The organism is Pseudomonas sp. GV085 (genome assembly GCF_003050925.1).
GTDB lineage: Bacteria > Pseudomonadota > Gammaproteobacteria > Pseudomonadales > Pseudomonadaceae > Aquipseudomonas.
On record NZ_QAOV01000003.1, the window covers coordinates 97,543 to 111,286 of the forward strand.

Below are 13,744 nucleotides of genomic sequence, written 5' to 3' on the forward strand. Positions count from 1 at the left end.
TCGTCAAGCAAGTTTTCAAAAAAATTTTAATTATTACCGTCGCTTACGTTCCGACCCCCGATAAATCGGGGTTATTCCGACGGCGGCACGTAGCCTTCGGCCTTGGCGTAATCCTCGCCGGAGAAGTACTTGTCCATCTCGCCCTGGAGATATTTGCGGTCTTCGGCGTTCATCATGTTCAGGCGTTTTTCGTTGATCAGCAGGGTCTGGTGTTTTTGCCAGTCGGCCCAGGCCTTGGCCGAGACGTGGTCAAAAATGTCCTGGCCTTTGGCGCCCGGGAAGGGAGCGCGCTCCAGGCCTGGTAATTCTTCTTTGTACTTGCGGCACATGATGGTGCGGGTCATGACGACTCTCCTGCGTTCAATACGGCGGCCGCGCGTTCGAGCAAGGTTTTGACCGGGGCGGCAAGGCCCAGGCGCGGCGGGGTGGCGAGGTTATACCAGAGCCAGTCAGCCTCGGCCACGTGATGGCCGGACTCCTGGACCTGAACCAGCCAGGGTTCGATGGATAACTGAAAATGGCTGAAGGTGTGCACCAGGCTCGGTAATGCCTGTTGGGTGCCCAGCTCCAGCGAGTGCTGCGATGCCAGATGCGGCAGGTCGTCGAGGTCGTCGAGTTCCGGCAGGCTCCACAAGCCGCCCCACAGGCCCGTGGAGGGGCGACGGTAAAGCAGGATCGCGCCCTCGCCGTTGGCGAGCATCGGCATCAGTGTGCGTTTCTGCGGGATGGCCTTGCGCGGCTTGGGTATCGGGTAGCGGGTTTCCAGGCCGAGCATGTGCGCCTCACAGCCCTTTTCCAGCGGGCACAGCAGGCAGCTCGGTTTGCTGCGGGTGCAGAGCGTCGCGCCCAAGTCCATCATCGCCTGGGTGTAGGCGTTGACGCGGGCCTGCGGTGTAAAGCGCTCAGCGTTGGCCCAGAGCTGTTTGGCCACCTTCGGCTCGCCGGGGTAGCCCTCTTGTGCGGTAAATCGCGCCAGCACCCGTTTGACGTTGCCGTCGAGGATCGGCGCACGCAGGCCCATGCTGATGCTGGCAATGGCGCCAGCGGTGGACAGGCCGATCCCCGGCAGATCAGTGAGTTTTTCCACGTCTCGGGGAAATTCGCCGCCGTACTGCTCGACGACGATTTTCGCGGTCTTCTGCAAATTGCGCGCGCGGGTGTAGTAACCCAGGCCCGTCCACAGGTGCAGCACTTCGTCTTCCGGTGCCGCCGCCAGGGCTTCGACCGTTGGCAACGAAGCCATGAAGCGGTCGAAGTAGTTCAGCACGGTGCTGACCTGGGTCTGCTGCAACATGATTTCCGAGACCCATACCCGATACGGGTTGATGTCCTGCTGCCAGGGCAAATCGTGACGGCCGTGGCGGTCGAACCAGTCGAGCACCGCCGTTGAAAACTGCTCGGCTCTCATCGCTTGAACAGCTCCTTGAGCGCGTCTTTCAGTTTCGGGTTGACCTTGTCGCCCCATTTCTCGTCGATTTTTTCGCTGATCCTGTCGCCAGCCAGTTTGGACGCGACCTGGCTCATGCGGTCGTTATCCAAACGGCAAGCCTTGGCGCCCAGCTCCAGCGGGCCGCGGCAGCGCAGTGGCCACTCGATGCCGACAAACTTGTCGCCGACCTGACAGGCCGGGTCCGGCATGGCGCTGGTATCGCCTTCGACGATGATGCCGACGCGGTAGTCCATGCCCAGCACTCGCAGATCGATGTCACCGTCACCGTTGACGGTCATGCCGGGGATGCGCACCTTCAGGTCCGGGTTGCTGGCCACGCCGTTACGCAAGGTCAGGTTGCCCTTGAGCTCCTGGAACGGTGTGTCCTTGCCGCGCGGCTCACCGTTGAGGGTTTTGCGGTTGAGCGTGGCGATGCCTTTGCACAGCTGTTGCTCAAGGTTGGCGTTGAGCAGCACGCCATTGTTGATGACGAAACTGGCGTTGCCGTTGAGGGTTTCGATCAGTGCTTTCTGGCTGTTGCCGCTACCGGTCAGGCTGCTGTTGAGCGTGACCAGGCCTTTGACCGGCGGATTCTTGCCCTGGCTTTCGAGGATTTTTTCTGCCGGTACCCGGCTGATCTTCGTCTGCAGGTTCAGCGCCGGCACCGGCTGGCGTACATCGAGCGTGCCGTTGGTTTCGAAGCTGCCCTCGTACAGGTCGCCGCGCAGGTTGGCCAGTGTCAGCAGGCCGCCCTGGCCGGTGGCCTTGAGCGCAGCGTTATGGATCGGCAGTTTTTGCAGGGTCAACTGGCCGAAGCTCAGGTCGGCGTCCACGTCGAGCTTGCTCAAGCGTTCCACTGGCAACAGGCGCTCGCTGCTCCACGCGTCCTTGGTCGGCGCAGGTGGCAACGGAGTACTGCCGGCGCCGGCCATGGCATCGGCTTCGGTGCTGGCGACTTCGGCCTGACGCACTTGTGTCGCGCTATTGGCCTCGGCGGATTTCGGCGGCAGGTAACGGTCGACGTTGAAGGTGTCGGCCTTGAGTGCTGCGCGCAACGATTGCTTTGCGAAGTCTTCGACGGCGATATGGCCGCTGAAGGTGCTGTCGTCGACTTTCAGGTTGAGATCGTCAAGCGACAGGCTGGTCGGTGTCGCTGCCAATCGGCTGACCAGCTCGACTTTGCTCAGGCTGCCTTCGGCCATGGCCGGGAGTTTCTGGCCGACGCTGTCGACGAATTTCGCCAGGTCGAACTGGGCAATCGAGATGCCACCGCTGACCTGTGGGGTCTTGTCGAGGTCGTTGACCTTCAGTTCACCCAGTGCCCGCAGTTGGTTGGCGGAGATCTTGATACCAGTCCATTCGGCGATGTTGGCGGCCTTGTCCAGCACCAGCTGGCCCTGGGCGGCGAACGTCATGGTCTTGCCTTGCAATGGGTCGCCGGTCACTTCGCCGGACAACCTCATGTCTTCGAGCTGATAGCGCTGCAGTGCACGTGCTATGCGCACCTCACCGTTGAGCTCGGTACGCACTCGCAATGCCGGCTGGTTGGCTGACAGGAAAGCCGTGAGCTTGAGCGGGATGTTGACGGAGTCATGAACCGCACCGGTGCTCAACTGAATGCTTTCGGCGCTGAAGCTCTTGCCGGTTCGTTCATCGGTGTATTCAACCCGTGCGTTGTTCACGGTCAGGCTGTCGATGTCCAGGCGAATCGGTTGCGGCGGTTTTTCCGCCGCGACGTTGGCTTCAGGCGCAGGTTCGCCAGCGGCCGGCGGGGTGCTGGTCGCGTCGGTTTTGGTCGGTGCCGGCAGCTTGCCGATGTCTTGCCAGTTGCCGTGACCGTCCTTGTCGCGGTTCAGGCGCAGGTTCAGGCCTTCGACGCGCACGTCGCTCATCTGCACTTCGCGGCGTAGCAGCGGCAGTACGCGCACCGACAGGCCGAGCATCTGCAAGTCGGCGTACGGTTCGGTCGGTTTGACCATGGTCGCGACGCTGGCGTCGTGCAGCTCCAGGCCCAGCCACGGGAACAGGCTCCAGCCGATATCGCCATTGAGCGTCAGCTCGATGTGGGCCTTGTCGCGGGCTATCTGGCGAATCTCGTCTTTGTAGTCGTTGGGATCGAAGAGGTGGGTCAGGGCAAAGCCCAGCGCCACAATGATCAGCAACAGCCCGAGAAGTACCAGACCCAGGATTTTGCCGAACGCTTTCATGGGCGAGTCCTTGTAATTAGTCGAATTCAAAATTTAGCCGAAGAGTATAGCGCCCCCGAACAGACGGCCGGTCAGCGATCACGTCGGCAGTACATCCAGCGGCAGTTTCAACTTGGCCGCCAGTGCTTGCGCCTCCAGATGCCCGGCAGGCGCCAGCAAGCGCAGCGTCATACCCGATTGCTCGGCCATTTTCCGGGCTTCGGCGACCAGTCGCTCGGCAACCCCGCGGCGACGGGTAATTTTGCGCACACATATTTGGGACAAGTGCCAGGCATCTTGGTGCCTTTGCAAGCGGGCCGCGCCCAGCAGGCGATCATTGAAGCGTCCGGCGATCAGTGTGCCATCGCGCAAACAGTCTTCGATCAACTGCGCTTCCCCGGAAAACGGCGCGAACAGCCAGTCTGGGGCGTCGTGGTAGATCTTGTGCAGATCCTGCCGATCCTGGGCAGTGGCTTGGTTCAGCGGCTCGACAATGATCGGCATGGTGATTCCTGTGAGGTCATGAAGCGATGGAGATCGGATGACGTACAAAAGGTGATGTCAGTTTGGTTTTTCTGTCACTTGCAGATGGTAACCTTTGCCCGTTCGTCCGTCCTTCTGCGACCTGTTGTCGCACAACAAGGCGCTCCACCAAAAAAACGGTCATGCCTGCGTGCGTCAAGGCCGGGAGTGAACCGTGGCTGGCGAACCCTACTGATAATTGGGGGATACACAATGACCACGAGCATAACGGCGGACGGCTACAGCGCCGACCAGCCTGCGTTCCTGTCCAAGGAGCGGATCATCGCCAAGCCCGGTTTCAACCGCTGGCTGGTGCCACCGGCCGCGTTGGCCATCCACCTTTGCATCGGCATGGCCTACGGCTTTTCGGTGTTCTGGTTGCCGCTGTCCAAGGCACTGGGCATCACCGCTCCAGTGGCCTGCGCGCCAGACATGAGTTTTATCGCGCAAGTCTTTTCGTCCCAGTGTGACTGGCCGATCTCGATGCTCGGCTGGATCTACACCCTGTTCTTCATCTTCCTGGGTTGCTCGGCCGCCATCTGGGGTGGCTGGCTGGAGCATGCCGGGCCGCGCAAGGCCGGTGTTGTATCGGCGCTGTGCTGGTGTGGTGGTCTGCTGATCTCGGCGCTGGGGGTGTATACCCACCAGATCTGGCTGATGTGGATCGGCTCCGGGGTCATTGGCGGTATCGGCCTGGGCCTGGGCTACATTTCGCCGGTGTCGACCCTGATCAAGTGGTTCCCGGACAAGCGCGGCATGGCGACCGGCATGGCGATCATGGGCTTTGGCGGCGGCGCAATGGTCGGTGCTCCGCTGGCGGCGGCGTTGATGGGGCATTTCGCTTCGCCAACCAGCGTCGGCGTGTGGCAGAGCTTCCTGGTGATGGCCGCGATCTACTTCGTGTTCATGATCGGTGGCGCATTGTCCTACCGAGTCCCGCCAACCGGCTGGAAGCCTGAAGGCTGGACCGCCCCGGCGAAAAAAGCCTCGAACGCAATGATCACTCATCGTAATGTTCACGTGAATGTGGCCTGGAAGACGCCGCAGTTCCGTCTGGTGTGGCTGGTGCTGTGCCTGAACGTATCGGCCGGTATCGGCATCCTCGGCATGGCGTCGCCGCTGTTGCAGGAAGTGTTCGGTGGCAAGTTGCTGGGCAATGACCTGGCGTTCGGCCAACTCGACGCTTCGCAACTGGCTTCGATTGCTGCCATCGCTGCCGGTTTCACCGGTTTGCTCAGTCTGTTCAACATCGGCGGGCGTTTCTTCTGGGCTTCGTTCTCGGATTACCTGGGCCGCAAAAACACTTACTTCGTGTTCTTCGCCCTGGGCTTCGCGCTGTATGCACTGATCCCTAACCTCGGCCACCTGGGCAACGTCGCGCTGTTCGTGGCGGCGTTCTGCATCATCCTGTCGATGTATGGCGGTGGTTTCGCGACTGTTCCGGCGTATCTGGCGGACCTGTTCGGTACGCAAATGGTCGGTGCGATCCATGGTCGCCTGCTGACGGCGTGGGCGGCTGCCGGCGTGCTCGGTCCAGTGCTGGTGAACTATCTGCGTGAGTATCAGCTGAGCATCGGCGTCGAGCGCGCAGCGGCGTACGACATCACCCTGTACATCCTCGCCGGCCTGCTGGTGCTGGGTTTCCTGTGCAACCTGCTGGTGCGTCCGGTGGCCGACAAGTACTTCATGACCGACGCCGAACTGGCCGCCGAACAGGCATTGGGTCACGACAAAGGCGCTGACAGCAGCACGTCGCTGGAGTGGAAAGCCGCGCCGGGCACCAAGCCGCTGGCGGTTGCGGCGTGGCTGGTGGTGGGCATTCCGCTGGCGTGGGGTGTTTGGGTGACCTTGCAAAAGACCGCGGTGTTGTTTCACTAAGTAAACGCATCACCCTTGTAGGAGCGAGCCTGCTCGCGATAGCGGTCTGACAGTCGACAATGATGTTGAATGTGAGGGCCTCATCGCGAGCAGGCTCGCTCCTACAGTTGTTTTGGGGTGTCTGAAATGGCTTGTATGGACATGTCTATCGCCAACACCCCCGAATTCACTCCGTCAGGGATATCACCTCGCGTGTTTCTGTTTGGCGCCCGCGCCCCTATAATGACTGCCTTTTTCGCCCAATGATTTTGCGGAGCTGGTGATGGCCGAACGTAAGGCGTCTGTCGAGCGCGACACTCTGGAAACCCAGATCAAAGCCTCGATCAACCTCGATGGCACCGGAAAGGCCCGATTCGATATCGGTGTTCCTTTTCTTGAGCACATGCTGGACCAGATCGCCCGTCACGGGCTGATCGACCTGGATATTGTCAGCAAGGGCGACCTGCATATCGATGACCACCACACGGTGGAAGACGTCGGTATCACCCTCGGCCAGGCGTTTGCCAAAGCCATCGGCGACAAGAAAGGCATCCGTCGCTACGGCCACGCCTACGTGCCGCTCGATGAAGCGCTGTCGCGCGTGGTGATCGACTTCTCCGGTCGCCCAGGCCTGCAGATGCACGTGCCGTACACCCGCGCCACCGTGGGCGGCTTCGACGTTGACCTGTTCCAGGAATTCTTCCAGGGCTTTGTCAACCATGCATTGGTCAGCCTGCACATCGATAACCTGCGTGGCACCAACACCCACCACCAGATCGAAACCGTGTTCAAGGCTTTCGGCCGCGCCCTGCGCATGGCCGTGGAGCTCGATGACCGCATGGCCGGGCAAATGCCATCGACCAAGGGCGTCCTGTAATGCAGACAGTCGCGGTTATCGATTACGGCATGGGCAACCTGCACTCGGTGGCCAAGGCCCTCGAGCACGTCGGTGCCGGCAAGGTGCTGATCACCAGCGATGCGAACGTGATTCGCGAAGCCGACCGGGTGGTTTTCCCTGGCGTCGGCGCGATTCGCGATTGCATGGCGGAGATCCGTCGCCTCGGCTTCGATTCGCTGGTACGTGAAGTCAGCCAGGACCGTCCGTTCCTCGGCATCTGCGTGGGCATGCAAGCCTTGCTCGACACCAGCGAAGAGAACGACGGAGTCGACTGCATCGGCCTGTTCCCGGGTGCGGTGAAGTTCTTCGGCAAGGATCTGGTCGAAGACGGCGAACACCTGAAAGTCCCGCACATGGGCTGGAACGAAGTGAAGCAGAAGGTCAGTCACCCGCTGTGGCACGACATTCCGGACATGGCGCGGTTCTACTTCGTGCACAGCTACTACATCGCTGCCGCCAACGCGCGGCAGGTGGTGGGGGGCGGTCACTACGGTGTCGATTTCGCCGCGGCGCTGGCCGAAGGCTCGCGTTTCGCCGTGCAGTTCCACCCGGAGAAAAGCCATACCCATGGCCTGCAGTTGCTGCAGAACTTCGCTGCGTGGGACGGTCGCTGGTAAATGGCAACCAAGAAGTCCAAGCCGCCGATTCTGACCCTCACTCCCGAGCAGGAGAGCGAGGCCAATCGCAAGATCAAGCGTTTCATGGAGGACCGCTTCGAACTCGACCTCGGCTCGTTCGAGGCGGCGGAGATTCTTGAGCTGTTTACCCGTGAAATTGCTCCGCACTATTACAACAGGGCGATTTTCGATGTGCAGGCGCACCTCAAAGAGAGGTTCGAAAGCATCGAAAGTGACCTGTGGGCGCTCGAGAAAAACTGATTTCCGAGCCAAGCTGATCATTCAAATTTGAAGGTTTGCCAGATGCTGATTATTCCCGCTATCGATCTTAAAGACGGTGCCTGTGTTCGTCTGCGCCAGGGCCGTATGGAAGATTCCACGGTGTTCTCCGATGACCCGGTGAGCATGGCTGCCAAGTGGGTGGAGGGCGGTTGCCGTCGTCTGCATCTGGTCGACCTGAACGGTGCGTTCGAAGGCCAGCCAGTCAACGGTGAAGTGGTCACTGCCATCGCCAAGCGCTACCCGAACCTGCCGATCCAGATCGGCGGCGGTATCCGCTCCCTGGAAACCATCGAGCACTACGTGAAAGCGGGCGTGAGCTACGTGATCATCGGCACCAAGGCCGTGAAAGATCCGGCCTTCGTCGCTGAAGCCTGCCGCGCGTTCCCGGGAAAGGTAATCGTTGGCCTGGACGCCAAGGACGGTTTCGTCGCCACCGATGGCTGGGCTGAGATCAGCACCATTCAGGTGATCGACCTGGCCAAGCAGTTCGAAGCCGACGGCGTGTCCGCCATCGTTTATACCGACATCGCCAAAGACGGCATGATGCAGGGTTGCAACGTACCGTTTACCGCCGCGCTGGCTGCTGCAACAAAGATCCCGGTGATCGCTTCCGGCGGCATCCACAACCTGGGTGACATCAAGACCCTGCTCGACGCCAAGGCGCCAGGCATCATCGGCGCGATCACCGGCCGTGCGATCTACGAAGGCACCCTCGACGTCGCCGAAGCGCAAGCTTTCTGCGATTCGTACAAAGGCTGAGGAAACGACCATGGCCCTGGCCAAACGCATCATCCCTTGCCTGGACGTGGACAACGGCCGGGTGGTCAAGGGTGTGAAGTTCGAAAACATCCGCGACGCCGGTGACCCGGTGGAAATTGCTCGTCGCTACGACGAGCAAGGTGCCGACGAGATTACCTTTCTCGACATCACCGCCAGCGTCGACGGCCGCGACACCACGCTGCACACCGTCGAACGCATGGCCAGCCAGGTGTTCATCCCACTGACCGTGGGCGGCGGCGTACGCACCGTGCAGGACATCCGCAACCTGCTCAATGCCGGCGCGGACAAGGTTTCGATCAACACCGCCGCGGTGTTCAACCCGGAATTCGTCGGCGAGGCCGCGCAGCATTTCGGTTCGCAATGCATTGTGGTGGCCATCGACGCGAAGAAGGTTTCCGGGCCGGGCGAAACCCCGCGCTGGGAAATCTTCACCCACGGCGGTCGCAAGCCAACCGGTCTCGATGCCGTTGAGTGGGCGAAGAAAATGGAAGGCCTGGGTGCCGGCGAAATCCTGCTGACCAGCATGGACCAGGACGGCATGAAAAACGGCTTCGACCTGGGCGTCACCCGCGCCATCAGCGATGCGCTGGGCATTCCGGTGATTGCCTCCGGCGGTGTCGGCAACCTGCAGCACCTGGCCGACGGCATTATCGAAGGCCACGCCAGTGCGGTATTGGCGGCAAGTATTTTCCACTTCGGCGAATACACCGTGCAGGAAGCCAAGGCCTATATGGCCCATCGCGGAATAGTGATGCGCTAAACATACAGGCTAGTGGACATCATGGCGGGCCCAAGGCACTCTTGGGTACGCCATGGATTTCGGTAGCCAGATATGCTTAAACGCTTTCTTCTCGTTCTCGCCAGTGCTTCTCTGTTGCTCATTAACGGGGCACACGCTGCAGATCGTTCCGATACCGGCCTGGTGTTGCTGACGGAAAACTTCCCGCCATACAACATGGCGAAGAACGGCAAGAACTTCGCTCAGGACGAGAACATCAATGGCATCGCCACCGATATCGTCCGCGAGATCTTCAAGCGCGCCGACATTACCTACAGCCTGACGCTGCGTTTCCCTTGGGAGCGAATCTACAAACTCACCCTGGAAAAACCCGGTTACGGCGTATTCGTCATGGCGCGGTTGCCGGATCGCGAAAAGCTATTCAAATGGGTAGGTCCGATTGGCCCGGATGACTGGATCATGCTGGCCAAGGCTGACAGCAAGATCACCCTCGAAACCTTGAATGACGCGCGCAAGTACAAGATCGGCGCCTACAAGGGCGACGCCATTGCCGAGACGCTGGCCAAGCAAGGCCTCAACCCGATCGTTGTGCTGCGTGATCAGGACAACGCGAGAAAACTGGTCAACGGCCAGATCGACCTGTGGGCCACCGGTGACCCGGCCGGGCGCTATCTGGCGCGCCAGGAAGGGGTTAACGGGTTGAAAACCGTACTGCGTTTCAACAGTGCCGAACTGTACCTGGCGCTGAACAAGAATGTGCCGGACGAAACGGTGGCCAAGCTCCAGGCGGCACTGGACCAGATGCGCAAGGAAGGGCGGGTGGACGAGATCATGGCGCAGTATCTGTAGAGTCCTGCACAAATCAATGTGGGAGCGAGCCTGCTCGCGAAAGCGGTTTTACAGTCGACATTTGCGGTGACTGTCATGACCCCATCGCGAGCAGGCTCGCTCCCACAGTTGTTTGGTAGTGCCCACGGATTAGCGATACACCCCATCCTTGCCATGCGCCGCCGTCGCCCGGTTGCTGCGCACACTGATCATCTGCCGGATATCAATCCACTCGATCCCCTGAGCCTTGAGCTTGGGTAATTCGCGTTCCAGCACCGCCAGGGTCTGGGGATACGGATGCCCGATCATCACCGCCGAACCCTGCTTGTGCGCGAGGCTGATCGCGGTCTGCAACTGGGTCAGGATTGCTGCTTCAGTACGTTCATCATCGAGAAACACATCCCGCGAAACGCTCGCCAGACCGATCTTCTGTGCTTGGGCAGCGGCCACAGTCCCGGCACTGGTGCGGCTGTCGACGAAGAACTTGTGTCGTCGTTGCAAATCCGCCATCAGCCAGGCCATAGCCGCTGGTTGTGCGGTCATGCGGCTGCCCATGTGGTTGTTGATGCCGCTGGCGTACGGGACCATTTTGAACGCGGCGTTCAGGCGTTTTTCCAGCTCCTCGACGGGCAGCTCGGGATGCCAGGCGAACGGTCCGGTGGCCGGATCCATAGGCATGTGCAGAATGACGATCTTGCCGGCGCGACGGGCTTCGCGGGCGAACTCGGTGGCGTGGGGCGTGTCCGGCATGATTGCCGTGGTCACAGGGCCGGGCAGGGCCAGCACGCGGCGATCCCGGGGCAGGTTCTGCCCCAGGTCATCGATGATCAGACTCAGGTAGGCTTTGTGGGGCGTCGATCCGGCGGGTTCTGCGTGAGCAATACCCGCCAGACAACACAACAGCCCGATCAGCAACCGCAGAAGCATCTCAACGGCCGGACGTGATGCTCAGCCCTTTGAGCAGGCTCAGGGCCTGGGCCAATTGGTAATCATCGTCCTGTGGCATCGGCTTGGCTTTGCCGCTGGAACCGGTCGGTTTGTCTGCGCCGCCGTTGCCGTTGCCCAGGTGACCCTGCAGGTCCGCTTCCTTGAAGTAGTCGCTGTCCTGCTCGCTGGTGATCTTGGCCTTGCGCACTTCGATGTCCGGGACGATGCCCTGGGCCTGGATGGAGCGGCCGTTCGGCGTGTAATACAGCGCCGTGGTGATCTTCAATGCGCGCTCGTTGTTGAGCGGCAGAACCGTCTGTACCGAGCCCTTGCCGAAACTGGTGGTGCCCATCAGCACGGCGCGTTTCTGGTCCTGCAGGGCGCCGGCGACAATTTCCGAAGCCGAAGCGCTGCCGCCGTTGATCAGCACGACCATTGGCACGGCTTCGCTTTCGTCCTTGCCGGTGGCAGAGAAGCGCAGCTCGGAGTTGGCAATACGGCCCTTGGTGTAAACGATCAGGCCCTTGGTAATGAAGTGGTCGACCACTTCGACCGCCGATTGCAACACCCCGCCCGGGTTGTTGCGCAGGTCGAGAATGATGCCCTTGAGCTTCTTGCCGTTGTCCTTGCGCAGCTTGGCCAGGGCCTTGGAAACCTCTTCGCCGGTCTTGACCTGGAACTGGGTGATGCGGATATAGCCGTAGCCCGACTCCAGCAACTGGCTCTTCACGCTCTTCACCTGAATGACGGCGCGAGTCAGGGTCACGTCGAACGGTGCCCCGCCGTCGCGCACCAGGGTCAGGGTGATTTTCTGGCCGATCTTGCCGCGCATCTTGTCGACGGCTTCGGTCATGCTCTGGCCACGGGTGGGTTGGCCGTTGATCTTGACGATGAAGTCGCCGGCCTGGATGCCGGCCTTGGAGGCCGGGGTGTCATCGATGGGCGAAACCACCTTGATGAAGCCGTCTTCGGCACCGACTTCGATACCCAGGCCACCGAATTCCCCGCTGGTGCTTTCCTGCAACTCGGCGAAGTCTTCAGGGCCGAGGTAGGCCGAATGCGGATCGAGGTTGCCGAGCATGCCCTTGATGGCGTTTTCCAGCAGAGTCTTGTCGTCCACTGGTTCGACATAAGCGGCTTTGATCCGGTCCATCACCTCGGCAAAGGTGCGCAACTCATCCAGCGGCAGTGGCGCCTTGGTGGTCGCAGCAGTGCCTGCAGGCGCAACCGCCGGGGCTGGTTGAGCGGCAAACGCCAGAGGCGCGCCGATCACCAGGGCGATCGTCAGGGCCAGCGAGGTAAGGCGGGACAAATACAGCATGTCGAACGAACTCCTAATGTAGGTAACTCAACGCCTATCCTTGCGCGTGGCACCATTGCGCGGGGTCACTCGGGTGACCCAGCTGACGAATTGCGAAATACAGCGCTGGTGTGTCCTGCCCGCCACTGTTACCGACAGTGGAAATAGGCTCACCGGCTTTTACAACGTCACCCGCAGACTTGAGCAGCGTCTGGTTGTGACCGTACAGACTCAGATAACCATTGCCGTGGTCGAGAATCACCAGCAACCCGGCGCCACGCAACCAGTCGGCGAACACCACGCGACCACCGTGTACGGCACGCACTGCACTGCCGGCAGACGCGCCGATCATCACGCCGTCCCACTTGGTCCGGGCATCGTCGCCACGGCTTTCACCGAAACGCGCCAGCAGTCGACCGTCGACAGGCCAGGGAAGTTTGCCGCGGGTTGACGCAAACGGGCCGCCAAAGGTCTCGCCGGAACTGGAAACCAGTGCGCCTGGTGTCGATCTGACCGGTTTGCGTGGGGCATCGTCGCTGGCATCTGCCTGCGCCTGGGCCTCACGTAAACGCTTTTTTTCGGCTTCCTGCTGGGCAATCAGCGCTTTTTGCCGCGCTTCTTCTGCCTCACGGGCCTGGCGGGCCAGGGTTTCTTCAATGGTTTTAAGGACTTTAGACAGGTCTGCCTGATCCTGCTCGCGAGCAGCCAGTTTCTGATCGCGAGCCTTTACGTCGTCATTGAGTTTGGCCAGGACTTTCTGGCGCTCCTGGCGAACTTTCTCGAGTTCGTCACGCTGGGTATCGAGGCTGCTTTGCTGCACCAGCAATTGCGCCTGTTGCATGGCGATGTCTTTCTCGACGTTTGACAGTTGGCGCAGGGTTTCGTTGAAACTTTTCAGCTGCTCCAGGCGAGCCTGGCTCAGGTAGTCGTAATAGGTGAGGGTGCGAGCGAATTTTTCAGGATTTTGCTGGTTGAGCAGCAGCTTGAGGTATTCCTGACGACCGTTCTGGTAGGCCGCCCGGGCCTGCATGGCGATCAGTCGTTGCTGCTCAGTGCGCGCGCTCTGGAGTTTTTTTTTCTCTGCATCGAGGCGCTGTAGCTCGGCTTCGCTTTTCTTCAGCTCTTTTTGCAGGGCTTCGACCTGCTTCTCGAGCTTGCCCATTTCGGTTTCGGTGCCCTTGAGCTCTTTCTGCACACCGGACTTCTCTTCCTGCAGCTTGCCCAGCAGTTTCTTCAGCTCGGCAATATCCTGACGCGTGGCGTCCAACTGTTGTTGGGTGTCTGCGCGCTCGTCAGCAAAGGCCGGTTGGAGCAGGCATGTCAAGGCTAGGGCTATCAGGACGCGAAGCATAGGGGCGGGCGGCACCAGGGAAAGGGAC

Annotated in this window: 14 protein-coding genes; 7 read left to right on the top strand and 7 right to left on the bottom strand. The window is 60.7% G+C overall.

The annotated features are described in order from the left end of the window. Nucleotides 1–71: 71 nt before the first annotated feature. The 4 genes from C8K63_RS07655 to C8K63_RS07670 all read right to left on the bottom strand — a co-directional run bounded on the left by C8K63_RS07655 (nt 72) and on the right by C8K63_RS07670 (nt 4,119). A complete protein-coding gene (locus tag C8K63_RS07655) occupies nt 72–344 on the bottom strand; it encodes an oxidative damage protection protein (protein ID WP_007972770.1) in 273 nt (90 codons plus the stop codon). Next, a complete protein-coding gene (mutY, locus tag C8K63_RS07660) occupies nt 341–1,408 on the bottom strand; it encodes an A/G-specific adenine glycosylase (RefSeq protein WP_108216177.1) in 1,068 nt (355 codons plus the stop codon). Before mutY ends, C8K63_RS07655 begins: the two co-directional genes overlap by 4 nt. Beyond that, nucleotides 1,405–3,636 (bottom strand): AsmA family protein, encoded by a 2,232-nt coding sequence (locus tag C8K63_RS07665; protein WP_108216178.1) that lies wholly within the window; start codon nt 3,634–3,636, stop codon nt 1,405–1,407. The genes mutY and C8K63_RS07665 overlap by 4 nt, the downstream gene beginning before the upstream one ends. 78 nt (nt 3,637–3,714) lie before the next feature. Beyond that, nucleotides 3,715–4,119: an acetyl-CoA sensor PanZ family protein gene (locus tag C8K63_RS07670; protein ID WP_108216179.1), complete on the bottom strand. Its 405-nt coding sequence runs from the start codon at nt 4,117–4,119 to the stop codon at nt 3,715–3,717. 231 nt (nt 4,120–4,350) lie between these two features. Between C8K63_RS07670 and C8K63_RS07675 the strand changes: the two genes are divergently transcribed. The 7 genes from C8K63_RS07675 to C8K63_RS07710 all read left to right on the top strand — a co-directional run bounded on the left by C8K63_RS07675 (nt 4,351) and on the right by C8K63_RS07710 (nt 10,159). Next, nucleotides 4,351–6,015 (top strand): OFA family MFS transporter, encoded by a 1,665-nt coding sequence (locus tag C8K63_RS07675; protein WP_108216180.1) that lies wholly within the window; start codon nt 4,351–4,353, stop codon nt 6,013–6,015. Between the two features lie 262 nt (nt 6,016–6,277). Further along, nucleotides 6,278–6,871, top strand: coding sequence for an imidazoleglycerol-phosphate dehydratase HisB (gene hisB / locus C8K63_RS07685; RefSeq protein ID WP_003218037.1), 594 nt, complete (start codon nt 6,278–6,280; stop codon nt 6,869–6,871). Beyond that, a complete protein-coding gene (gene hisH / locus C8K63_RS07690; RefSeq protein ID WP_008047713.1) occupies nt 6,871–7,509 on the top strand; it encodes an imidazole glycerol phosphate synthase subunit HisH in 639 nt (212 codons plus the stop codon). Before hisB ends, hisH begins: the two co-directional genes overlap by 1 nt. Continuing rightward, nucleotides 7,510–7,770, top strand: coding sequence for a DUF2164 domain-containing protein (locus C8K63_RS07695; protein ID WP_095942301.1), 261 nt, complete (start codon nt 7,510–7,512; stop codon nt 7,768–7,770). 42 nt (nt 7,771–7,812) lie between these two features. Continuing rightward, entirely contained in the window at nt 7,813–8,550 is a 738-nt protein-coding gene (gene hisA / locus C8K63_RS07700) for a 1-(5-phosphoribosyl)-5-[(5-phosphoribosylamino)methylideneamino]imidazole-4-carboxamide isomerase (RefSeq protein ID WP_007972753.1), read from the top strand. 10 nt (nt 8,551–8,560) lie between these two features. Then, entirely contained in the window at nt 8,561–9,331 is a 771-nt protein-coding gene (hisF, locus tag C8K63_RS07705) for an imidazole glycerol phosphate synthase subunit HisF (protein ID WP_007972752.1), read from the top strand. A gap of 72 nt (nt 9,332–9,403) precedes the next feature. Further along, entirely contained in the window at nt 9,404–10,159 is a 756-nt protein-coding gene (locus tag C8K63_RS07710; RefSeq protein ID WP_108216181.1) for an ABC transporter substrate-binding protein, read from the top strand. A gap of 129 nt (nt 10,160–10,288) precedes the next feature. Here C8K63_RS07710 and C8K63_RS07720 read toward each other — a convergent pair whose 3' ends face one another. The 3 genes from C8K63_RS07720 to C8K63_RS07730 are packed head-to-tail and all read right to left on the bottom strand — an operon-like array spanning nt 10,289 to nt 13,716. Continuing rightward, the gene (locus C8K63_RS07720; protein WP_108216183.1) at nt 10,289–11,065 is read right to left on the bottom strand and encodes a divergent polysaccharide deacetylase family protein; all 777 of its coding nucleotides are present in this window, start codon (nt 11,063–11,065) and stop codon (nt 10,289–10,291) included. Between the two features lies 1 nt (nt 11,066). Next, a complete protein-coding gene (locus C8K63_RS07725; RefSeq protein WP_108216184.1) occupies nt 11,067–12,386 on the bottom strand; it encodes a S41 family peptidase in 1,320 nt (439 codons plus the stop codon). Nucleotides 12,387–12,420: 34 nt separating this feature from the next. Then, complete coding sequence (locus C8K63_RS07730) at nt 12,421–13,716, bottom strand: murein hydrolase activator EnvC (RefSeq protein WP_108216185.1); 1,296 nt, start codon at nt 13,714–13,716, stop codon at nt 12,421–12,423. Nucleotides 13,717–13,744 lie beyond the last annotated feature (28 nt).